Origin of the sequence: Klebsiella sp. PL-2018 (assembly GCF_019048985.1) — a bacterium.
GTDB classification, from domain to species: Bacteria; Pseudomonadota; Gammaproteobacteria; order Enterobacterales; family Enterobacteriaceae; genus Klebsiella; species Klebsiella michiganensis.
In genome coordinates this window covers 2,889,620-2,912,153 of the sequence record NZ_CP077673.1, presented here as the reverse complement: position 1 = coordinate 2,912,153, position 22,534 = coordinate 2,889,620, and the positions used below count along the sequence as shown (strand labels likewise).

The window sequence follows — 22,534 nt, the reverse complement described above, 5'->3', positions numbered from 1 at the left end:
TCCTCAGCGTAATTAAGACAGCAGACATGAGTTTTCACGCAATACCCTAAAACTGATATTGGCGTTGAGAATAAAAACAGTATCCCTACATTCGCACGCGATATAAAAATGAAGGCGTGCGAATTATTTATGCGGGAAGAATAAAATCCCTGGTGTCGGGTACTGGCGTCTGCGCGCCGTTCATAATCATTGAAAGAAAGCTGTAATAACCGTTGATGCCAATCAGATCGACAACGCCCTTTTCCCCCCAGAGATCGATTGCCTGTTGCCAGATATCATCGCTGACTTTTTTATGCTGATGCAGCTGCTGGCAAAAATGGTAAACCACCCATTCATCAGCCGCCAGCGTCTCTGGTTGACGCCGTTCATTGATTGCCTGCACCGCCTGCGCCGGGATCCCTTTTTCCCTGGCTATTGGCGCATGAATAGCCCATTCAACCGGCTGCGACCAGTGACGCGCGGTCAGCAGGATGGCCAGTTCCGACAACCGCTGCCCCAGCGCGCTACGGTAGCGCAGATACTCCCCCATTCGCTGCGCATGGGCCATCAGTTCCGGGCTGCGCAACAACGGTTCAAACGGCGGCAGCAGCGCGCCGCGCGGCCCGTTGATAATCTCCTCCGCAAGCTGGCGTTGTTCATCGCTCCACTGCTGTTCTGACAGCGCAGGTAAACGGTTCATGGCTGACGTCTCATCAGTTTATGCGTCTCTTCGCTGATGACCTTGTGCAGTGTATCCACCACGAAATCGAGTTCTGACCGGCTGACAATAAACGGCGGCGCAATCAGAATATGATCGCCCCGCTGGCCATCAATGGTTCCGCCCATCGGATAGACCAGCAGCCCGTGCGCCATGCACTGCGCTTTGATAGCCGCATGCAGCTTCAGCAGCGGATCGAATGCCGTTTTGCGCTCTTTATCGCATACCAGCTCCACGCCGGCGAACAAACCGCGACCGCGCGTATCACCGACATACGGTAATCCGCCGAGCACATCATGCAGCGCCTGCTGCAAATACGCGCCCTGCTGCTGCACCTGCTCGAGCAAACGATCTCGCTCGATAACCTGCTGCACGGCCAGCGCAGCCGCTGCGGCTGTCGGGTGGCAGATGTAGGTGTGACCATGCTGGAACATTCCGCTACCGGCTTGCAGCGCGGCGACGATTTGCTCACTGGCCAGCACTGCGCCAATGGGCTGATAACCCCCGCCTAAACCTTTTGCGATGGTCACGATGTCAGGGACAACGCCATCCTGTTCAAAGGCGTGCAACGTGCCGGTACGGCCCATGCCGCACATCACCTCATCGGCGATATACAGAATGCCGTATTTATCACACAGCCGACGAACGCCTTGCAGATAACCCGGCGTAGGCGGCATTGCGCCAGTGGTTGCGCCAACCACCGTTTCGGCGATAAAACCGATAATTTTTTCCGGCCCGGCGTCCAGAATTGCCGCTTCGAGTTCGCCAAGTAAGCGCTCGGTATATTGCTGCTGGCTTTCACCCGCCTCACGGTCACGATACTCATTACAGGCCGACACGCGCACCACATCCATCAGCAGCGGCGCGAACTGGCGGCGGCGCCACTCGTTACCGCCAACGGCCAGCGCACCCAGCGTATTGCCGTGGTAGCTTTGTTTACGGGCAATAAATAGCGTGCGATCCGGCTGCCCTATCTCCACAAAATACTGGCGCGCCAGCTTCAGCGCCGTTTCAACCGCTTCCGATCCGCCGGAGACGAAATAGGCATAGTTCAGGGAACCGGGCGCGGTGCGGACAAGCTGCTCTGCCAGTTGTTCCACCGTATCGCTGGTGAAAAAACTGGTGTGGGCATAGGCCAACCGATCGATCTGCCGGTGCATCGCCGCCAGCACATCCGGATGGGCGTGACCCAGACAAGAAACCGCCGCCCCGCCGCAGGCGTCCAGATAGCGTTGACCACTGGCATCGGTGATGTAAGCGCCCTGGGCACTGACTGCCACTGCCGGGGTGGTACGGAGGCTGCGGTGAATGATTTGACTCATGCTTTTATCCTGCTTAAGAAATCGCTTTCGCGTAAGTTGAAAGCATCTTGCAGGATCCATTTGAATCTCGTCAATTCAATAATGATTCAAATGTATTTAATTTTCTTATGATAAAAGCAAATGAATCATTTATCAGGACTTATCGGGCATCACATACGCCCCGGAGCGTTGCAGATAACGTTCTGCGCTCTCAATTTTATTCACCGCCTCCCTACCGTGGCGGGCAACCAGCATCGCCAGCAAACACTCGGCGACGCCCATACCGGACACTATCGAAGGGAAAAAAGAGGGGCTGCTGAGGGAGAAAAGCAACGTGCAGTCCGCCGCTTGCGCCAGCGGCGAAACCGGAGAGTCGGTGATGGCGATAATCCGTGCCCCGGCCTGCCTGGCAGCATTGAGAACGTCGAGAGATTCGCGGGAATAGGGAGAAAAGCTGGTCAATAGCAGGCAGTCTTCCGCGTTGATCTCACGGGTGAAGACTTCGATATTACTGGCCAGCCCGTCAATCAGCGACACCTGGCGATTGAACAATCGATAGACATAAAACAACGACCAGGCGATAGGAAAGCTGGCGCGGAAGCCGCAAATATAGACCTGCTTCGCTTCATCCAGCAACGTCACCGCTTGCTGCATAGCGTGTTGATTCTCTGCCTGAGTGAATGCCAGATTGGCCTGATGCGCGAGGAACACCTCTTCGTACAGCGCGGGCTGCGTCCCTTTGGCGATCAATTTTTCAGCCTTAGATACATATGTATCATTTCCTAAGCCGAGATCGTCGATAAATGCGCTTTTCAGCTCCCGCCAACCGTTATAGCCCAGACGCTGCGCCAGGCGTAGCAGCGTGGCAGGCTTAACGCCGGCTTCCGCGGCGAAAGCGCGCATTGATTGCACCACCAGTTGGTTGGCATTTTGCAGGGAAAATTCCGCCGCGCGCTGGAGTTCGGGCGACAGCAGGCTGAATTGGCTCACAATATTTTCACGAAGATTCATGGCGTATCGTTATCATCCGTAAGAGTGGCTGCGGCGAAACCGGGCCGCAGAAAGGGATATATATAACCATAATTCGCCGTAATTGCATTATGGCAGAGACGGAGGCTCATCCCTGCGCCACGGAGTATCGCCCCAGGCGAATGATCCGAAGCCTCTTTATTCGGCGCCTGAAACCGCGGGATTTTCAGGAATGACCCTATACCCAACTCTTTGATGGCATTGGCAAAAAACATTGTCGCCGCTATCGCAAAAGAGAAATTATTCGCTTTATTTATAAATTGGCTTGCTAAATAATTGGTCAGGTTTTATTACGCAGTAGAGGAATTAAGATGCGTTTCAGTACCATGCCCGACAGTGAAATTATTTCTGAACTGTGCCGAAGAATTAAAGAAACGCGTATACAGCTGGGCCTGTCACAGATTGAGCTGGCCGAACGCGCTCAGGTCGGCGCGGCAACCATTAAACGCGTTGAATTAGGCGAATCCGTTACCCTCAGTACGCTGATTGGTATTTTGCGCGGTCTCGATCGGCTGCATCAGCTGGAGTCGATTTTATTTGACTCGCACATGCGTACATTTAAGGCGCAGCTCAATGCCGGACCCCCTTCCCGTATCCGTATTCGGAAAAAAACGCATCAGCCAAAAGAGAAATTGCCCGCCGCTGCCCAGACCAACGAGGCTGATGCCACGATTAACGAATGGTACACCTCATCGGCTTCTAACAGCGTGGTGTGGTCTTTTACGCCGTCCGACGGAGAGAAAAAAAGCTAACAGGCTTCAGATGATTTTAAAGATCAGGGAAGAGAAAACCGCCTGCGGCTCAGGCAGGCGGTTTTTAGGGGACTCAGGATTCACACACCGCGACTTTAATCGCCAGACCGCCCCGGGCGGTTTCACGGTACTTGGCGTTCATATCTTTGCCCGTCTCAAACATCGTTTCGATAACTTTATCCAGGGAGACTTTTGGATCGCTGGTACGGTACATCGCCATACTGGCCGAGTTTATCGCCTTCACTGCCGCAATCGCGTTACGCTCGATGCACGGCACCTGCACCTGGCCGGCCACCGGATCGCAGGTCAGGCCGAGGTTATGCTCCATGCCGATCTCCGCGGCGATGCACACCTTCTCCGGACTGCCACCCAGCAGCTCGGCCAGTCCGGCAGACGCCATCGAGCAGGCCACGCCCACTTCGCCCTGGCAACCGACTTCTGCCCCGGAAATGGAGGCATTCATCTTGTACAGAATGCCTATCGCGCCCGCCGTCAGGAAATAGCGCATATAGATTTCCGGCGTCACCTCTTTGATAAAACGATCGTAATAGGCCAGTACCGCCGGAACAATGCCGCAGGCGCCGTTGGTCGGCGCGGTTACCACTCGCCCGCCCGACGCGTTCTCTTCCCCCACCGCCATGGCGAACATATTGACCCAATCCATCGCGCTCAGTGGCGTAATCGACTGGCTCTGCGGCGCCAGCACGCGGTGCAGCGCAGAAGCCCGGCGCGGCACTTTCAGCGGCCCCGGTAAAATACCTTCCGTATTCATCCCCCGGTTAATGGCGTTTCTCATGGTCTCCCAGATTTTCGCCATATTTTGCTCAACGTTCTCCCGGCCGTGGCGGGCGATCTCGTTTTTCATCATCACGGCGGAAATCGACAGGCAGTTGTTCTGGCAGTGCGCCAGCAGGTTGCGGGCAGAATAGAACGGGAACGGAATATCAACCTCCGCCTCCAGGTTCTTACCAAAGTTTTCCTCCGTGACGATAAAACCGCCGCCGATGGAATAGTAAGTCTGGAAGTGGACGATTTTGCCATCGCAAAACGCCGTAATGCTCATCCCGTTTTCGTGCAGCGGCAGAAACTCATTGTGAAAGCGCATGCATTCCGCCACCGGGAACTGTATCTCGCGCTGGCCTTCTTCAATAAACAGACGATGCATGGTGTTGACATCGCGAATAATGCCCGGAATGGCGTCGATATCAACGGTATCCGGTAGATACCCTGACAGACCAAGAATAATGGCGATATCGGTATGGTGACCTTTACCCGTCAATGAGAGGGAACCATACACATCCACCACCAGCCGAGTCACTTTATGCAGCAGGCCTTTTTCCTGCAGGGTATCAACAAACTGTTTTCCCGCTTTCATCGGCCCAACGGTATGTGAGCTGGACGGCCCGATGCTGATTTTGAAAATATCGAAAACGCTAATCATATGGCACCCACGCGGTTACATAGCAAAACGGATGCGCCGCCGGTGACAGGCGGCGCTGAAAACTTAGCTGAACAGAGAGAAGAAAATAGCGGAGATGGCAATCAGTCCCATTACCACCACAAACGCGTTACTGATGTGGCCGCTGTACTTGCGCATGGCCGGTACTTTGTTGATGGCATACATTGGCATCAGGAACAGAATCATCGCGATGACCGGGCCGCCCAGCGTTTCAATCATCCCCAGGATGCTGGGGTTCAGGGTGGCAACAATCCAGGTGGTCACCAGCATGAACAGCGCGGTGATCTTGTTCAGTTTGTTGATTTCGATCGATTTCCCTTTTCCGCGCAGTGACTTAATCACCATGCCGTTGAAGCCTTCACGCGCGCCGAGGTAGTGGCCGAGGAAGGATTTAGTAATCGCAATCATCGCGATGATCGGCGCCATCCAGGCTATCACCGGCGCGTTAAAGTGGTTCGCCAGATATGAGAGGATGGAGATGTTCTGCGCTTTCGCTTCCGCCAGGTTTTCCGGGGAGAGGCTCAGTACGCAGCTGAACACAAAGAACATCACCGTCAGCACCATCATGATGTGGGCGAAGCCCAGAATACGGGAGCATTTGCGCTCGGCGTCCTGGCCATATTCTTCACGTTTAGCCACCGCAAATGAGGAGATAATCGGCGAATGGTTGAAGGAGAAGACCATGACCGGGATGGCCAGCCACAGGGTCATCCACAGACCATTTCCCGTTGCCGAAGCGCTGCTCAGCGACAACGTATCCAGTACCGCGCCGTTCCATTGCGGGATCAAATACAGCGCCAATATCATCAACGCGAACACGAACGGAAACACCAGCACGCTCATGGCCTTAACAATCATTTTTTCGCCAAAACGGACAATCCCCATCATGCCGACAATTAAAATCAGCGACAAAATAGCGCGCGGCGGAGACACCAGACCAAGCTGGTGAGTAATAAAGCTATCGACGGTGTTGGTAATAGCAACGCTATAAACCAGCAGAATCGGATAAATAGCGAAGAAATAAAGCAGCGTGATAAGCTTACCTGCACCGGTGCCGAAATGTTCTTCCACCACTTCGGTAATATCTTCTCCCGGATTTTTGCCCGACAGGACAAAACGGGTTAAACCACGGTGGGCAAAAAAGGTCATCGGGAAGGCAAGAATGGCCATGATGATTAACGGAATTAAACCGCCGACCCCGGCGTTAATTGGCAGGAAAAGCACCCCTGCACCAATTGCGGTACCGTACAGGCCCAGCATCCACACGGTATCACTTTTTCTCCAGCCGCTGCTCTCGCGAGCAACGAGGGTATTTTGAACGGTTTCCATAATATGGCCTCAGTAATATAGAGTAGGGTCAAATTAATTTGACTCTGATTCAGGTAATAAAAACGCTGTGTTTGTTTGGCTATTTTATAAAATGCAACTATGCTGATTCACTAACAGCGATCACATAACCTGATTTATAGTGGCACCTTTTAACGCATCAAAATTAGTACTGAAATCTTATTATTTTTTAAAGTATCATTTTTAATACGTTATTATTTATATGGGTGTACTTAACGTGCTGGATATTTATATAATTCACGTGCAGAGATAACAACCACTATTTGTCATACGATTAATAAAACGCAAAAAATCAGGGGCAAGGAAATAGACACCCTCCCCCTCAATTTTCGCTAAAAGCCCTTGTAGTGCTCTTTACTCAGGCCATAAAATGACGGACAAGAAAGGCCCGTGGCGTAAAGCTTGCTTTGGGCAACAGCCTCTACGACCCTGCGGATTCGATGGTTAAGATGTTCTTTAACGTGCTGGCAACGTTTGTCGAATTCGAAGGAGACTTGATACGTCTTCGCACGCGCGAAGAGATGGCTATTGCCCGGGGCAAGGAAAACTGCGGGGGAAGCAGTCGACGCTGTTAGATAAACAGCAGAAAGAGCTTTGCAGGATGCACGGAAGCGGTGAACGCTCTATCAGCGATCTGGCTGAATTATTCTCCGTCTCCCGCCCCACGGTCTATCGGACGCTTTCCCGGGGAAATAATGGAAAACAGGATTTAATAAAAATCAGCAAGGAGCGATTATGTACAACAACAATGAAGTCATCAGTTATCTACAAGCCAACAAGATTCTTGCGCTGAAGCTCGATCATGCTGTTTCTGCTGTCGGCGAAAAGGTCAGAAACCAGGTTGATGCATTAGGGAAGGGGGCAACCCGCCTGCTGTATTACACGTCCTGTTTCACCGATGAATACAACGATGTTTGCCAGCAGCAAAAGACAGAAGATTTGCGCTTCAGGAATGCTGTTATACGCATTATCCAGCATGGTGACGTTGTCTTTGAAATGCTTCGGGTCTACTTTGAGGAAATATTCAAATACAAAACTAATGCTCAATTAGAGCATATTAAAAAAGCGCTTATGGCCGTGAATGTCCATATCGCTGCCAGCACCCTTACAGGTGCAGGGTACGCTTTAGCGGTCGCTACCAGCATTCGTATTGGATTGAATCTAAGTATGCAACTCAGTGCCCTTACGGGACGCGCTGCGGGTACGGTTGCGGGGGTTTTGGCTACATATGGTTTGGTTCAGAAAGCGGCGGATAGCGCCCATCGTTTACACGTCCAATACCCAGCCTATTATTCAGCACTTTACATGCAACAACTAGATATGATGTATTTTTTGATTGAGCCCCTATTCGAGCGCGCAGGTGCCTTTGAAGCGCAATGGGTGTCTGATTCTGGCATAGCAAATATTATCACCCGGATGATTAGATAATCATGATTCAATCACTAAAGAAATTTCTACTGTGGCAACTCAGGTTTTTATCATCGTTGTACGGACCTGTGATCCTCACGATTATTTTTGCGCTGCTTCAGGGGTATTTTTTTCCTGAGAGCCCTGTTTGGCCTATAGGCGTATTTGCCATGATTATGATTGTTGTTTTTACGCGTTATTGTAAATGGTGACAGGGTGAATATCACTGTTATTTAAATCATCACTGATAAGGAAATTATATGTCTACTCCCGCTCATTTATGGCTTGAAGATGAAAACGGATCGCCGATTGTTGGCAGTTGTTTAATGCCCCTGCGTTTAGGTTCTATCGAATTAAAATCATTTTCGCATGGTGTAACCATTCCAGTAGACCCCAGTTGGGGCAAACTTACTGGAACGCGCGTTCATAGCCCGATCACGATAGTGAAAGAATTTGACCAAACGACACCTGTTCTGTATCGCGCCGTATGTGAAGGCCGAACACTGAAAAAAGCAACAATCAAGATGTACCGAATACTGGAATCGGGCATTGAGTCAGAATATTTCAATATCATCCTGGAAAACGTCAAAATAACGACGGTTTCCCCATACCTTGCCCCTAATGGCATGAGTAGCACACATCTGGAAACACTCGAATTGCGTTATGAGGCGATTACCTGGAAGTATACGGAGGGTAATATTATTTATCGTGATTCATGGAACGATCGTTGTTGTGCCTAATGACGAAGTTTCTGACCTCCGTGCAGCCCATGGATGCTGGCGCTGGCCGACGCACAATAAGCGCCTGAACCCGGCAAAAGAGAGTGCCAGCCTGCTGGCACTTTTAACCTTAAACTGGGTCGATAACCGTCACGCGGGCACCTTTAAATAGGGCGCAATGCTCGCTAATTTCTCCCGGGTTTCCGTCAGTTCGCGTTCCGGCGTAGATTGCGCGATGATACCCGCCCCCGCCTGTATCCAGCAGCGCTGGCTATCCTGAAACACGGAACGCAGTACTAACGCCGCATCGAAGCGCGTATCTTCCAGCAGCAGGATTGCGCCTGAATAGAGCTCCCGCGGCGTTTTTTCAATTTGCATGATCGCGTTGAGGGCCGCTTTTTTAGGGATACCTGACGCGGTAATTGACGGAAACAGCACGGTAAACGCATCCCAGGCATCCTTATCTTCCGCGAGCTGGCCGCTGACGCCAGACCCCAGATGCTGGACGCTGCCGCGCTGGCGAACCGACATCAAATCCTCGACCACCACGCTGCCGGGCTGGCAAACCGCCTCCAGTTCGGCAATGGCTTCTTTGACCGAGAGGATATGCTCAAGCACCTCTTTACCGTCGTGCAGCAGCTCCCTCTCATTTGCCTGATTATGCGCCGTATCGCCCATGCGATCGCGGGTGCCCGCCAGCGGTTCAGTGACCACTTTCTTTCCCGTCACCGACATCACCAGTTCCGGACTAAAACCCAGCGCCTCGCGTCCTTGCTGGCGAAACATAAACGTACGGGTGGGCGTGTTGGCCTGTCGTCCATATAGCAGCGTAGCGGGCATATCAATTCGCGCTGGCAGAGGAATCGCGCGTGAGACGATGACTTTAACGTAATCGCCGCGGCGGATCGCCGAAACGGCGCGCGCAACCTGCTGTTTATACGCTTCACCGTCCAGGGCGGTATCCACAACCATTGGCCCGCATGGTGTCTCCGTATCGACCTCTTTTACCCACTCGCACAGACGGCGGCATCCGTCGGCGGAGTCCGCGTAAACGGTAACATTTCCCTTCTCAAAAATAAGTTCTTCACGGGGAGCGGTTAACGTTAGCAGCGGCCACTCGCCGGCATCAAAGGCCATACCCCGCGCATGGGCCGCAAAGTTGAACCCAACCTGGCCATATACCCGGCATCCTCTCACCCGCGGATGCGTCATAAAACGACGCGCGCAGTCGGTAATCGAATCTACCGCCCACATTTGTTCTCCGGCATCATCAATGAATGTCGCCTGGGTGCCGTCGGCATTAATCTGCAGTTGCGCCTGGCATCCTTTACCTATGTACCAGCAAGGTTGGCGCTCATAGACATAGCACTCTTCATCTCCGAACTGACGTAAGACGCCAGAAATCATCGGTAGCCATTGCTCCTCTGGTAACGCCAGGTGTAAAAATTCACTGATTTTCATCCCTTACCTCTCTGTGTTATTCCCGGATCAATCAATTGAGCTTGTCATCAGTTCTTTTGCCGAACGCAGTCGGATAGAAACAATCCACGCCGCCAGCAACGTGAATACGCCGGCAAACAGGAAGCAGGCCGCATAGCCAAAGCGCTGCGCGACAACGCCGCCGACTACGCCGGCCAGAATGGCGATGGCGGCGTCAGTACATTGAAAGAGCGTAAAATCGACACCGGCCTGCAAAGGCGAAGAAAGCGCCATCAGCGTGGCGTAAAGACAGACCAACGCGCAGGCCAGCGAAACAGATTGAACAACGATCAACCCCTGGAGAATCGGCAGCAGTAGAGGACCCGGCGCTATCAGCAGCGTCATCACTACCGCCAGCAGCGCGATGCCCTGCACGCCATAAGCCGCAAACAGCGCTCTGCCGGGTGAGAGGCATTTCATCAGCAATCCACCCGCCAGCGTTCCGGCTATGCCCGCCGCAATATTACCGCCGCTGAACAGCGCGCCGAGCGCTGACATGCTCAGACCATGATCCAACAGCAGCGGCGCCAGAAGAGGCAGCACAAACCGCATGCCGGAATTCAGCATCAATACCAGCATTAAGCCCAGACGAGCCTGTCGCCTTCTAAGCGCATAACCCAATGCCGGAACATGCGGAACAGATGCTGCGCGCGTTGGTTCGGCAATGCGCCACAGGGGTACGGATAAGACCAGGATCAGCGCCGCCATCATCAGCATGGCCGCAGGCCAGCCGACGGTCGCCGACAACATCAGAAACACCCCGCCGCCGCACATCATTCCCAGATAGCTGCCGCCGACCTGCACGCTGTTTCCCCAACCGTACCCTGCGCGGGTCAGCTGATCGACGCAAAAACCGTCGCTGGCGATATCAATAGTGGAGGCGACTGTACCCGCCACCATAAACAGCGCAAATAGCGCGACGACTAGCGTTTCGGGCAATCCGCCTTCTCGCCCTGTCCCGCCAATCGCGGCGGCAATAGCCAGGATCGCCGCGAGCGCAGCCTGCCCGCGCAGGATCAGCATGTGGGAACGGCGCTGCGGGCTGCCAGGAGGTAGCCGCCAGCGCTCGACCCACGGCGCCCAAATAAACTTCAGCGCCCAGGGCAGCATAAACAGCGTTGTCGCCCCGGCAAGCGCAAGCGATCCCCCAGCAGCGCGCACCAGCGCGGGCAAGGACTGCATCGAGAGCGCCGATACCAGACTCTGTGTCACATAGATGCCGGCAATGGCGAAAATCACCCGCCCGGTGGTTAACGTCAGCGGTTTCACATTCGACGGAACGTCACTCATGCGCCACCTCCTCTGACGTGGAACCCCCTTCGGCGCGCCAGGCGCGGGCGGCCATTTGCGCGTGCCACAGCGCCTGGTAACGCCCATGAAGAGAGAGCAGCTGCCCATGGGTGCCCTGTTCAACCACTTTTCCCTCCTCCATCACCAGGATGTTTCCGGCCCCGACGATGGTAGACAGGCGATGGGCGATAATAATCACCGTCCGGTTGTGAACCAGATTATCGATAGCTTTCTGTACCGCCAGCTCGCTATCGATATCCAGCGCGGCGGTCGGCTCATCAAGAATGACGATTGGCGCATCTTTCAATAAGGCCCTGGCAATGGAAATCCGCTGGCGCTCGCCGCCCGATAGCTGTCCGCCCATCTCGCCCATTGGCGTCAGCCAGCCTTGAGGAAGGCGGGTAATGAATTCAAGACACTGCGCCGCGCGGGCGGCCTCTTCCACTTCCTGCTGGGTCGCCTGCGGGCGCGCAATCAGGATGTTCGCCAGCAATGTGTCATCAAACAGCCAGACATCCTGGAAAACGACGGAAATCAGGCTGTTGAGCTGCTCCGCCGTCAGGCGACGAATATCGACGCCGCCGATAGAAATCCGCCCTTGCTGGGGATCGGCATAGCGCATTAACAGTTTGCTGACCGTGGTTTTACCTGCGCCGGAAGCGCCCACCAGCGCGCTCATACTGGCCGCCGGAAAGGTCAAAGAGAGGTCATTGAGCGCGGGATCGCCGCTGTCGTCATAGCGGTATTGAATATTGTCAAAGCGGATATCGTAACATTCCGGCATCTCCCCGCGTTCGGCAACGGGAAGCGGCGCGATCGCCATAAATTGCTCAATACGCTGTAAGGCGCTGGCAATCAGTTCCACCACCGAGGTGTAGCTGATAAACATGGCCATCGGTTCAGCAAAACGCATAATCATCGCGGCGGCGGCAATCAGAAAGGCGAGGTTCAATGTGCCCGTGACCACCCAGATAATTCCGCACAACACCACCACCTGTAGTCCCAGCTCCACAACGCCGGCGATCAGCATCGTCGCGCCCGCGCTCTGGCGGTGAGTGCGGGTCTGTAAGTTTTCCAGAGCATCAAAATGATCCCGCAGCGCCCGGCTTTTATCGGCATCGCTACCGCAGGCACGCAATACCATCATCCCCTGCGCAAATTCAACAATATCCCCGCTCAGCCGCTGGTGCGCTTCGCCCAGGGTCTGCATTTGTCGCCGCATCGCCGGGCGGCGCCAGTAATAAAACGGCGCCAGCAAGGGGAAGATCAGCAGCATCACCAGCCCCAGCCGCCAGTCGATCCACAATGTCGCCAGCGACGCCGTCAGCGGCGTGACGATGGTCAGCAGTAAAATATTGGCTATCGCAATCACATAATTGAGGTTTTCATCCACGGAGCCCAGCAACAAGGCGTTCGTTTCGCCCGCTCTGCCGCGCTGGAGCCTCTCCAGCGGCACGCGGCGTAATTGTTCGCCCAGGCGCAGACGCAGCTCATGGGTGGCCTGCGCCAGATGCCCGCGGTATTCAAAGCCCAGCCCATACCAGCGGAGCGCCAGCGTCAGCAACGCCGCAATGCTGAAGGCCAAAGCCCAGTGAAGAAGCCGCGATGCTTCATTCCGTAGCAGCGCATCAACGATCGGATAGAGACAGGCGAAGGCGATCCCCTGCATCAATGCCGCCAGCAGCAGAGCAACCAGACTGCGCCGCAGCGTTCCCGCCTGACTGCCCACGCTGGAGATAAGCTGGCGCCAGATCGCGCGCCAGGCCAGATTATCCGCCGGGTTAGTGTCTTTCATTTTGCACCGCCTCTTCCTGCGTTCCACCCGGCGCCCACTGCTGCGCCTGCTGATAGCGTTGCCATAGCCGTTGATACAGGCCACCCTGCGCCAACAGCTGCCCGTGGCTCCCGCTTTCCCGGAGCTGACCGTCGGAAAACAGCAATATCACATCGGCCTGAGTCACCATGGAGAGACGATGCGCGACCATGATGACCGTCCGGCCGCGCATGGCCGCCGCGAGGGCTTTGATAAGCGCCGCTTCACCTTCCGGATCGGCAAACGCCGTCGCTTCATCAAGCACCAGAATGGGACGATCCTGCAAAAGCGCCCGGGCGATGGTGATGCGCTGCCGCTGCCCGCCGGAGAGAAATACCCCTCGTTCCCCGACCCGCGTGCTGTAACCCTCCGGCAACGCGCTTATAAACTCATGCGCCTGCGCCACTCTGGCCGCCGCTATCACCGATTCCAGCGGCGTATCCGGCGCGCCCAGACGGATGTTATTGGCGATCGTGTCGGCAAAAAGAAAGTTGTCCTGAAACACAAACGAGATTTGCTTCATCAGGGTCTCTATCCGCATATCGCGCAGATCCACGCCGCCAATACGAATATGGCCTTTGTCGGGATCGGCGTAACGCAGCAGCAGCCGCGCCACGGTGCTTTTCCCGGCGCCGCTTGGCCCTACCAGCGCCACAATTTGCCCGACAGGCACATGAAAGCTCACCTCCTGCAACGCGGCGCCAGTCCGCGCTTGCGGATAATGAAAGCTTACCTGCTCAAAGGTGATACTCGCCTCTTTCGGCTGTCGATCGGCTCGCGGGCGCGAGAGTTCCGGCATCGCGAGAACCTGATAGATACGCTGAACGCTTAAACGCGTTTGCGCGACCAGGTTATTAAGCATCATCATCGGCATTACCGCTTCGGCCATTCCGCTGGCTATCAGTAAAACGGCTACCCAGGCGATAAAATCGAGACTGCCAGCGTGCAGCAGGCCGTATCCGCACCAGATAAGAACGAATATGGTCGGCAGCGGGTTCAGAATTGAGAATGAAAAGCGCGCTGAAAATCCGGCCTGCCGATACCAGCTTTTGAGCACATCGACCCACTCTTCGAGGGCATGTTGATAGCGCAAAAAGCTGGTACTGCCGCTATCAAAGGTCCTCACCACCGGCATGGCCTGTACGAACTCAATCACCGCGGCGCTGACCCGTTCACGCGCCTGATGATAGCGCTGAGCCATGTTTTCCGAGCGCTGACGGGCGAGTACCAGCACCACCGAACCAAACGCCAGTACCCCCAGCGTCGCGATGGCCAGTCGCCAGTCCAGCCAGAATACGAGAACAACAGTCGCCAGCGGCATGATTATGGCGCGGGCATAGAGCGGCGTGCTGTCAGCAACAAAAATATGTAACGACTTCACATCATCCAGCATTACTTTCGCCACCGATCCGCTGCCCATTTGCTGTAACGCGCCCGGCGCAAGCTGTAGGGTCTTGCGGGCTAATCTGCTGCGCAGAATATTCTCCAGATGGAAAGCCGCATAATGAGAGGTATTGAACGCCTGCAGGCGCAGGATAAAGGTCGCTATCACGCAGCCGACTACGCCGCTCAGCGGCCAGACGGGGATGATGTCAGGCGCCCCGCGCAGATCGCGCAGGCACCATGCCAGAAAAAGCAGCGCCCCCAGGCTGGTGAAGGCCGCCAGCCCCGCCAGCGCCATAGCCAGGAGCACCTTCCGGCGAACCGGGGTAATCACCTGCCAAAGAGGAAATCGGGACAGCGATTCAGTGTTGGATGAGTGAGATGACATGGGAGTGGCTGATTTTCCTGATGAATTTTTATGGACGCCAAAAACACTATTTCAAGGTGGCGTTCCGGGAATTAATGTGAATAATAACCATTATCAATTACTCATCTACCCCATTCGGTTCTATTTATACCCGCATTGGTCTAAGCCACAGGGAGATAACCCGGTCATGACGGAGTCACCACAAACGCAATCTGCAATCTCTATTCACCAGCTAGTGGTTGGAAAACCCGCGAACGATGGCGCTATTCCTGCCCAGTGTGAGCTGCTGCGCTGCTCTTTGCAGGAAGGTATGGATATTTTGCTCTGGCGGGGCCACTTTGCTCAGCCCGAGACGTTGCAGCTGCACGACGACCTGGGCAGGATTAACTTCTCTTGCATTCTGGAAGGCACATCGCGCTTTGCGATCCAGGGGCTCAGCCGCCACACCGACTGGGAACTCGCGCGCGATCGTCATTACATTACCCATACGCCAGACTGCCGCGGCAGCGCCTCCTACTGCGGCCGGTTCGAGAGCATTACGCTCTCTTTCAGCCCTGAAGCCCTCGCGCTGTGGGTGCCGGATATTAGCTCGGTCATTAAAAATAAGATCGACTCCCACTGCTGTTGCCAGCAGCAGCGTTGTAATGCTGAAACCCACCTAACGGCTCAGGCCCTGCGTCACGCGCTGATGCGGATGCACGGCGGCTTCAGTCATGAACAAAAACCGTCGACGTTATGGCTACAGGGACAAAGTCTGGTGATGCTCAGCCTGGTGCTGGATGAACATCGCGAGGACGCCAGCTGTTCCTCCTGCCACTTCAATCCGATGGAACGCCAGAAACTGCTGCGGGCAAAGGATCTGCTGCTGGCCGATTTGACGCAGGCGCCGGGGGTCACCGAACTCGCCAGAGAGTCCGGTTTAAGCGTGCTTAAAATTAAGCGGGGATTTCGCGTTCTGTTCAACAACAGCGTCTATGGTCTTTTTCAGGCTGAACGCATGCAGGAGGCAAGAAGACGGCTGGCCAATGGCAATACTTCCGTTATGACGGTGGCGGCGGATCTAGGCTATGCCAACGCCAGCCATTTCTCCGCCGCATTTCAGAAGCAGTTTGGCGTCACCCCGTCGACCTTCAAACGTCTGATCTAACCAGGGCTTACCCCAGAAACTCCTCCGTTAACAAGGCCCGGATTCGCCATCCGGGCCTTGTTTTTTGCCGACCGTAAACCGAAACGGGCACAAATAAACCCGATTCGGGTAGCGCTCAATTGTTAATAATAATTATTCTCATATAAGCAATGCTTTTGGTATGACGTGCCATCAGGAGGAAGAATGATTTCTGGCGCCCCCTCTCAGGATCCGCTGTTATCGGACAACGGCGAAGCGGCCGATTATCAACAATTACGCGAACTGTTAATACAGGAACTGAATGTAGCGCCGCAGCAGTTACAGGAAGAGAGCAATCTGATCCAGGCGGGCCTGGACTCCATAAGATTAATGAGATGGTTACACTGGTTTCGTAAAAAGGGCTACCGCCTCACCCTTCGCGAGCTGTATGCCGCCCCCACGTTGGCAGCATGGCGCCAGCTGATGCGCAGCCGTTCGGGTGAAAAACCGGATGATGCAAGCTCCCCGGCGGACGCGGCGTGGCCAGTCATGAGCGAGGGTACCCCCTTCCCGCTGACGCCGGTACAGCATGCCTATCTGACGGGCCGAATGCCCGGACAGACGCTGGGCGGCGTCGGTTGCCATCTGTATCAGGAGTTTGCCGGCCATGATCTGACGGCGCCAAAGCTGGAGCAGGCCATCACGATCTTACTGCAACGCCACCCGATGCTGCATATCGCCTTTCGCGCCGACGGGCAGCAGGTCTGGCTACCGCAGCCATACTGGAACGGCGTCACCGTTCATGATTTACGCCAGACCGACGAGGCAAGCCGCCAGGCCTATCTGGAAACATTGCGCCAGCGCCTGAGCCACCGTCTTTTACGCGTGGAAATGGGCGAAACCTTTGATTTCCAGTTGACGCTCTTGCCGGACAATCGCCACCGCCTCCATGTCAATATCGACCTGCTGATTATGGATGCTTCCAGCTTTACGCTGTTTTTCGATGAACTTAACGCCCTGCTGGCCGGAGAGTCGCTGCCGCCCGGCGACCCCCGCTATGATTTCCGCGCTTATCTGCTGCATCAGCAGAAGATCAATCAGCCGCTGCTCGACAAAGCGCGCGCGTACTGGCTGGCGAAAGCATTGATGCTGCCACCCGCGCCGGTTTTACCGCTAGCCTGCGAACCCGCCACGCTGCGTGAAGTCCGTAATACCCGACGCCGCATGATTGTCCCGACAACACGCTGGAACGCCTTTAGCCAACGGGCCGGTGAGAATGGCGTGACGCCGACAATGGCGCTGGCGACCTGTTTTGCTGCCGTTCTGGGGCGCTGGGGCGGCCTGACGCGGCTGCTGCTCAATATCACGTTATTTGACCGCCAGCCGCTGCACCCGGCGGTTGACGAAATGCTTGCCGACTTCACCAATATTCTTCTGCTGGATACCGCCTGCGATGGCGATACCGTCAGCAACCTGGCGCGTAAAAACCAGCTCACGTTTACTGAGGACTGGGATCATCGCCACTGGTCCGGCGTCGAGCTCCTTCGTGAACTCAAACGCCAGCAAAGCCATCCCCACGGCGCCCCGGTGGTATTTACCAGCAATCTGGGGCGCTCCCTGTACAGCAGCCGCGCCGAGTCGCCGCTGGGCGAACCGGAATGGGGCATCTCGCAGACGCCGCAGGTCTGGATAGATCATCTGGCGTTCGAGCATCGGGGCGAGGTCTGGCTACAATGGGATAGCAATGACGCGTTGTTCCCACCGGCGCTGGTCGAGACGTTGTTCAACGCCTACTGCCAGCTGATTAACCAACTCTGCGATGATGAAAGCGCCTGGAAGAAGTCGTTCGCGGACAGGATGCCCCAAAGCCAGCGGGAGATACGTCAACGGGTTAACGCAACCGACGCTCCCGTTCCTCAGGGCTTGCTGCATGAAGGCATTTTCCGCATCGCCCTCCGGCAACCGCAGGCGCTGGCGGTAACGGACGCGCATTATCAGTGGAATTATCGTGAGCTGACCGAGAATGCGCGCCGCTGCGCTGGCAGGTTAATCGCGTGCGGGGTTCAGCCCGGCGACAATGTCGCTATTACAATGTCGAAAGGCGCGGGACAGCTGGTTGCGGTCCTCGCCGTTCTGCTGTCCGGGGCGGTGTACGTTCCGGTTTCGCTCGACCAGCCCGCCGCGCGGCGCGGGAAAATCTACGCCGACGCCAACGTCCGGCTGGTGCTCACCTGCCAGCACGACGCCAGCGCCTGGTCAGACGATATTTCCCACCTGACCTGGCAGCAGGCCATCGAGGCGGAGCCGCTAGCCGACCAGGCGGCGCGCGCGCCGACGCAGCCGGCCTACATTATCTATACCTCCGGGTCGACCGGCACGCCGAAAGGCGTGGTCATTTCTCACCGTGCAGCGCTGAATACCTGCTGCGATATCAATACCCGTTACCAGGTGGGTCCCGGGGACAGAGTGCTGGCCCTCTCCGCCCTGCATTTTGATTTATCGGTTTACGACATTTTTGGCGTTCTGAGCGCAGGCGGCGCGCTGGTTATCGTTATGGAAAATCAACGGCGCGATCCCCGCGCATGGTGCGAATTGATCCAGCGTCATCAGGTTACGCTCTGGAACAGCGTCCCGGCGCTGTTCGATATGCTGTTGACCTGGTGTGAAGGTTTCGCCGACGCCGCGCCGGAGAAACTGCGGGCGGTCATGCTTTCCGGCGACTGGATCGGCCTCGATCTTCCTGCCCGCTATCACGCCTTCCACCCCCAGGGACAGTTTATCGCCATGGGCGGCGCCACCGAGGCGTCTATCTGGTCTAACGCCTGTGAAATTAACCGGGTCCCTGACCACTGGCGCGCCATCCCTTATGGTTTTCCGCTGGCCAACCAACGTTACCGGGTGGTGGATGAACTGGGCCGGGACTGCCCGGACTGGGTACCGGGCGAATTGTGGATTGGCGGTATCGGGGTCGCGGAAGGCTACTTTAACGATCCTGTACGCAGCGAGCAGCAGTTTGTAACGCAATCGAACGCGCGCTGGTATCGCACCGGCGATCTCGGGTGCTACTGGCCAGACGGTACGTTAGAGTTCCTCGGTCGTCGCGATAAGCAGGTCAAAGTCGGGGGATATCGCATCGAGCTGGGTGAAATCGAAAGCGCGCTCAGCCAGCTGGCGGGAGTGAAACAGTCAACCGTTGTGGCGATCGGCGAAAAAGAAAAGACCCTGGCGGCCTGGGTTGTGCCTCAGGGTTCTGCTTTCTGTGTTACCCATCATCGGGACCCGGCGCTGCCCCAGGAGTGGCGCGGGCTTGCCGGAACGCTGCCCTGCTGTGTCTGCCCCCCGGAAATCTCCGCAGGCCAGGTCGCTGATTTTCTTCAGCATCGCCTGTTAAAACTGAAACCGGGTCAAACTCCTGGCGCCGATCCTCTTCCCCTGATGAATGCTCTCGCTATCCAGCCTCGCTGGCGGGCCGTGGTGGAACGCTGGTTAGCCTTTCTCGTGACCCAACAGCGGCTGCAGCCCGCCGCTGAGGGTTATCAGGTTTGTGCGGGGGAAGCGCCGGACAATGACCCTCCTTCTTTCAGCGGGCATGACCTCACCTTAACGCAAATCCTTCGCGGCGTTCGCCACGAACTGTCATTACTGAACGATGCGCGGTGGTCGCCGGAAAGTCTGGCTTTCGACCATCCGGCCAGCGCCCTGTATATCGAGGAACTGGCGACAATCTGTCAACAGCTTTCCCGGCGTTTACAGCGCCCGGTACGCCTGCTAGAGGTGGGTGTCCGCACCGCCCGCGCCGCAGAGTGCCTGCTAACCCGGCTCAGCGCTGACGAGATTGAGTATGTCGGGCTTGAGCACAGCCAGGAGCTGCTGCTGAGCGCCCGACAGCGGCTTGCACCGTGGTCTGACGCCCGTCTGGCCCTCTGGAGTGCAGACACGCTGGCGGCGCATGCTCATTCGGCGGACATTATCTGGCTGAATAACGCCCTGCATCGTCTGCTGCCGGAAGAGCCCGGGCTCCTCGCGGCATTACAGCAGCTGGCCGTTCCAGGCGCGCTGCTCTATGTGTTGGAGTTTCGTCAGTTAACGCCCTCCGCCCTGCTCAGCACGCTTCTGTTAACCGATGGTCAGCCCGAAGCCTTACTTCACAATAGCGCTGACTGGGGGGCGATATTTACCGCCGCCGCTTTCAACTGCCAGCACGGCGATGAAGTCGAGGGATTGCAGCGCTTCCTCGTACAATGCCCCGTTAGCCAGGTACACCGCGATCCTCGTCAGCTGCAGTCCGCTCTCGCCGAACGTCTGCCGGGGTGGATGGTACCGAAACGGATCTTCTTACTTGACGCCTTACCGCTGACGGCGAACGGCAAAATTGACTATCAGACGCTAAAGCGCTGTCATACCCCGGAAGCTGAAAACCGGACTGAAGCGGATTTACCCCTGGGCGATATTGAGAAGCAGGTTGCCGTCATCTGGCAGCCGCTCTTGTCGATGGGCGCCGTCAGCAGAGAAACCGACTTCTTCCAGCATGGCGGTGATAGCCTGCTAGCCACCAGGCTGATCGGACAGCTCCACCAGGCGGGTTATGAAGCACGATTAAGCGACCTGTTTAATCACCCCCGGCTGGCTGATTTTGCCGCCACGCTGCGTAAAACCGACCTCCCTGTTGAACAACCCTTTGTCCACTCCCCTGAAGAACGCTACCGGCCTTTCGCGCTGACTGATGTGCAGCAGGCTTACCTGGTCGGGCGTCAGCCGGGCTTTGCCCTTGGCGGCGTAGGCTCACACTTCTTTGTTGAATTTGAAATTGCCGATCTGGATATTCACCGGCTGGAGAAGGTCTGGAACCGGTTAATCGCCCGCCACGATATGCTGCGCGCCGTGGTGCGGGATGGACAACAGCGGGTTCTCGAACAGACTCCCCCGTGGGTGATACCCGCGCACATCCTGCACAGCCCCGAAGAGGCGCTGCAGGTACGCGACAGACTGGCGCATCAGGTTCTCAACCCTGAAGTCTGGCCGGTATTCGATCTCCAGGTCGGGTTCGTCGACGGGATGCCCGCCCGCCTGTGGCTGTGTCTGGATAACCTGTTGCTTGACGGGTTGAGCATGCAGATCCTGTTGTCGGAACTGGAACACGGCTATCGCTATCCGCAGCAGCTGCCGCCGCCGCTTCCTGTTACCTTCAGGGATTATCTGCAGCAACCCGCGCTGCGGACGCCCAATCCCGACTCTCTGGCATGGTGGCAAACGCAGCTTGATGATATTCCTCCGGCGCCTGCGTTACCGCTACGCTGCTTGCCTCAGGACGTTGAGACGCCGCGCTTCGCACGGCTCAATGGGGCAATGGACAGCGCGCGCTGGCGTCGCCTGAAACAGCGGGCGGCTGACGCTCATCTCACCCCGTCGGCCGTACTGTTATCCGTGTGGTCAACGGTTCTTGCTGCATGGAGCGCAAAGCCCGATTTCACGCTTAACCTTACGCTTTTCGACAGACGACCGCTGCACCCGCAAATCAACCAGATCCTGGGCGACTTTACTTCGCTGATGCTGCTGAGCTGGCATCCCGGCGAGAGCTGGCTGCAAAGCGCGCGGTTATTACAGCAGCGACTAAGCGAGAGCCTCAACCACCGCGATGTGTCGGCAATACGCGTGATGCGGCAACTGGCGCGGCGGCAAAACGTACCGGCTGTCCCAATGCCCGTCGTCTTTACCAGCGCGCTGGGCTTTGAGCAGGATAACTTCCTTGCCCGGCGCAATCTGCTCAAACCGGTGTGGGGTATATCCCAGACGCCGCAGGTCTGGCTCGATCACCAGGTTTATGAATCCGAAGGGGAACTGCGCTTTAACTGGGATTTTGTCGCCGCCCTGTTTCCTGACGGGCAGGTGGAGCGCCAGTTTGCACAGTATAGCGCGTTGCTTAACCGAATGGCGGAGGATGACTGCAGCTGGCAACTGCCGCTCGCCGACCTGGCCCCCCCGCTTAAGATCACGGAGCAACGCGCCCGCCGGCTACGCCCTGAGCGCGCTCAACCGCGGATCGCGGCGAACGAGAGCAGCGTCAGCCTGATTTGCGACGCCTTTCGCGAGGTGGTTGGCGAGCCTGTCGCACCCGCAGAGAACTTTTTTGAGGCGGGCGCCACGTCGCTGAATCTGGTGCAGCTGCACGTCTTGTTACAACGTCACGAATTCGCCGCCCTGACGCTACTTGACCTGTTCACTCACCCTTCTCCTGTCGCGCTGGCCAATTATCTCGCCGGCGTAGCCCTGGAGGAGAAAACCAAACTCGTGCGGCCGGTTCGCCGGCGTCAGCGGCGCATTTGACGCGAAACAAACTGACTTTTCCCGGACGCCATCGCCAACGCATGGCGCGCCACTGACTTTGT

14 protein-coding genes and 1 pseudogene are annotated in these 22,534 nt (G+C 56.3%); 6 read left to right on the top strand and 9 right to left on the bottom strand.

Annotated elements, in window-relative coordinates:
• Positions 1 to 127 precede the first annotated feature (127 nt).
• From MKleb_RS13510 to MKleb_RS13500, 3 genes are all read right to left on the bottom strand, one after another.
• On the bottom strand, positions 128 to 679 hold the full coding sequence (locus tag MKleb_RS13510; protein WP_014229370.1) for a carboxymuconolactone decarboxylase family protein: 552 nt from the start codon (positions 677 to 679) through the stop codon (positions 128 to 130).
• Positions 676 to 2,019: an aspartate aminotransferase family protein gene (locus tag MKleb_RS13505; protein ID WP_014229371.1), complete on the bottom strand. Its 1,344-nt coding sequence runs from the start codon at positions 2,017 to 2,019 to the stop codon at positions 676 to 678. The genes MKleb_RS13510 and MKleb_RS13505 overlap by 4 nt, the downstream gene beginning before the upstream one ends.
• A gap of 132 nt (positions 2,020 to 2,151) precedes the next feature.
• Positions 2,152 to 3,009: a MurR/RpiR family transcriptional regulator gene (locus MKleb_RS13500; protein WP_025106346.1), complete on the bottom strand. Its 858-nt coding sequence runs from the start codon at positions 3,007 to 3,009 to the stop codon at positions 2,152 to 2,154.
• 329 nt (positions 3,010 to 3,338) lie between these two features.
• Here MKleb_RS13500 and MKleb_RS13495 point away from each other — a divergent pair, with 329 nt between their 5' ends.
• Entirely contained in the window at positions 3,339 to 3,779 is a 441-nt protein-coding gene (locus MKleb_RS13495) for a helix-turn-helix domain-containing protein (protein ID WP_009652280.1), read from the top strand.
• A gap of 73 nt (positions 3,780 to 3,852) precedes the next feature.
• Here MKleb_RS13495 and MKleb_RS13490 read toward each other — a convergent pair whose 3' ends face one another.
• On the bottom strand, positions 3,853 to 5,220 hold the full coding sequence (locus MKleb_RS13490; protein WP_014229375.1) for an L-serine ammonia-lyase: 1,368 nt from the start codon (positions 5,218 to 5,220) through the stop codon (positions 3,853 to 3,855).
• A 63-nt stretch (positions 5,221 to 5,283) separates the two neighbouring features.
• On the bottom strand, positions 5,284 to 6,567 hold the full coding sequence (locus tag MKleb_RS13485; protein WP_014229376.1) for an HAAAP family serine/threonine permease: 1,284 nt from the start codon (positions 6,565 to 6,567) through the stop codon (positions 5,284 to 5,286).
• Positions 6,568 to 6,968: 401 nt separating this feature from the next.
• On the opposite strand from MKleb_RS13485, the pseudogene MKleb_RS13480 reads away from it, so the two are divergent.
• From MKleb_RS13480 to MKleb_RS13470, 3 genes and pseudogenes are all read left to right on the top strand, one after another.
• Positions 6,969 to 7,276 (top strand): annotated as a pseudogene (locus MKleb_RS13480) (helix-turn-helix domain-containing protein); the annotation flags it as partial.
• 44 nt (positions 7,277 to 7,320) lie between these two features.
• Positions 7,321 to 8,013, top strand: coding sequence for a hypothetical protein (locus MKleb_RS13475; protein WP_025106344.1), 693 nt, complete (start codon positions 7,321 to 7,323; stop codon positions 8,011 to 8,013).
• Positions 8,014 to 8,252: 239 nt separating this feature from the next.
• On the top strand, positions 8,253 to 8,732 hold the full coding sequence (locus MKleb_RS13470) for an Hcp family type VI secretion system effector (RefSeq protein WP_071998075.1): 480 nt from the start codon (positions 8,253 to 8,255) through the stop codon (positions 8,730 to 8,732).
• 129 nt (positions 8,733 to 8,861) lie between these two features.
• Here the strand turns inward: MKleb_RS13470 and MKleb_RS13465 are convergent, their stop codons facing one another.
• Genes MKleb_RS13465 through ybtP form a run of 4 tightly spaced genes read right to left on the bottom strand, consistent with a single transcriptional unit; the run spans position 8,862 to position 14,974 of the window.
• On the bottom strand, positions 8,862 to 10,172 hold the full coding sequence (locus MKleb_RS13465; RefSeq protein WP_217076736.1) for a salicylate synthase: 1,311 nt from the start codon (positions 10,170 to 10,172) through the stop codon (positions 8,862 to 8,864).
• Positions 10,173 to 10,199: 27 nt separating this feature from the next.
• Positions 10,200 to 11,480 carry an MFS transporter gene (gene ybtX / locus MKleb_RS13460; RefSeq protein ID WP_217076734.1) on the bottom strand — a complete coding sequence of 427 codons (1,281 nt, stop codon included), beginning with the start codon at positions 11,478 to 11,480 and terminating at the stop codon, positions 10,200 to 10,202.
• The gene (gene ybtQ, locus MKleb_RS13455) at positions 11,473 to 13,275 is read right to left on the bottom strand and encodes a yersiniabactin ABC transporter ATP-binding/permease protein YbtQ (RefSeq protein WP_025106341.1); all 1,803 of its coding nucleotides are present in this window, start codon (positions 13,273 to 13,275) and stop codon (positions 11,473 to 11,475) included. Before ybtQ ends, ybtX begins: the two co-directional genes overlap by 8 nt.
• The gene (gene ybtP, locus MKleb_RS13450) at positions 13,262 to 14,974 is read right to left on the bottom strand and encodes a yersiniabactin ABC transporter ATP-binding/permease protein YbtP (protein ID WP_025106340.1); all 1,713 of its coding nucleotides are present in this window, start codon (positions 14,972 to 14,974) and stop codon (positions 13,262 to 13,264) included. Before ybtP ends, ybtQ begins: the two co-directional genes overlap by 14 nt.
• A 256-nt stretch (positions 14,975 to 15,230) precedes the next feature.
• Here ybtP and ybtA point away from each other — a divergent pair, with 256 nt between their 5' ends.
• Together ybtA and MKleb_RS13440 are read left to right on the top strand one after the other, a co-directional pair.
• Positions 15,231 to 16,190, top strand: coding sequence for a yersiniabactin transcriptional regulator YbtA (gene ybtA, locus MKleb_RS13445; protein ID WP_025106339.1), 960 nt, complete (start codon positions 15,231 to 15,233; stop codon positions 16,188 to 16,190).
• A 183-nt stretch (positions 16,191 to 16,373) separates the two neighbouring features.
• Complete coding sequence (locus MKleb_RS13440; protein ID WP_217076732.1) at positions 16,374 to 22,472, top strand: non-ribosomal peptide synthetase; 6,099 nt, start codon at positions 16,374 to 16,376, stop codon at positions 22,470 to 22,472.
• The last annotated feature ends 62 nt before the right edge of the window (positions 22,473 to 22,534 follow it).

Coding starts and splice junctions, on each gene's coding strand:
- ybtA (WP_025106339.1), top strand. CDS start 15,231: ATGACGGAGTCACCACAAACGCAATCTGCAATCTCTATTCACCAGCTA.
- MKleb_RS13470 (WP_071998075.1), top strand. CDS start 8,253: ATGTCTACTCCCGCTCATTTATGGCTTGAAGATGAAAACGGATCGCCG.
- MKleb_RS13485 (WP_014229376.1), bottom strand. CDS start 6,567: ATGGAAACCGTTCAAAATACCCTCGTTGCTCGCGAGAGCAGCGGCTGG.
- ybtQ (WP_025106341.1), bottom strand. CDS start 13,275: ATGAAAGACACTAACCCGGCGGATAATCTGGCCTGGCGCGCGATCTGG.
- MKleb_RS13465 (WP_217076736.1), bottom strand. CDS start 10,172: ATGAAAATCAGTGAATTTTTACACCTGGCGTTACCAGAGGAGCAATGG.
- MKleb_RS13500 (WP_025106346.1), bottom strand. CDS start 3,009: ATGAATCTTCGTGAAAATATTGTGAGCCAATTCAGCCTGCTGTCGCCC.
- ybtP (WP_025106340.1), bottom strand. CDS start 14,974: ATGGCGCTGGCGGGGCTGGCGGCCTTCACCAGCCTGGGGGCGCTGCTT.
- MKleb_RS13505 (WP_014229371.1), bottom strand. CDS start 2,019: ATGAGTCAAATCATTCACCGCAGCCTCCGTACCACCCCGGCAGTGGCA.
- MKleb_RS13495 (WP_009652280.1), top strand. CDS start 3,339: ATGCGTTTCAGTACCATGCCCGACAGTGAAATTATTTCTGAACTGTGC.
- MKleb_RS13440 (WP_217076732.1), top strand. CDS start 16,374: ATGATTTCTGGCGCCCCCTCTCAGGATCCGCTGTTATCGGACAACGGC.
- MKleb_RS13475 (WP_025106344.1), top strand. CDS start 7,321: ATGTACAACAACAATGAAGTCATCAGTTATCTACAAGCCAACAAGATT.
- ybtX (WP_217076734.1), bottom strand. CDS start 11,480: ATGAGTGACGTTCCGTCGAATGTGAAACCGCTGACGTTAACCACCGGG.
- MKleb_RS13510 (WP_014229370.1), bottom strand. CDS start 679: ATGAACCGTTTACCTGCGCTGTCAGAACAGCAGTGGAGCGATGAACAA.
- MKleb_RS13490 (WP_014229375.1), bottom strand. CDS start 5,220: ATGATTAGCGTTTTCGATATTTTCAAAATCAGCATCGGGCCGTCCAGC.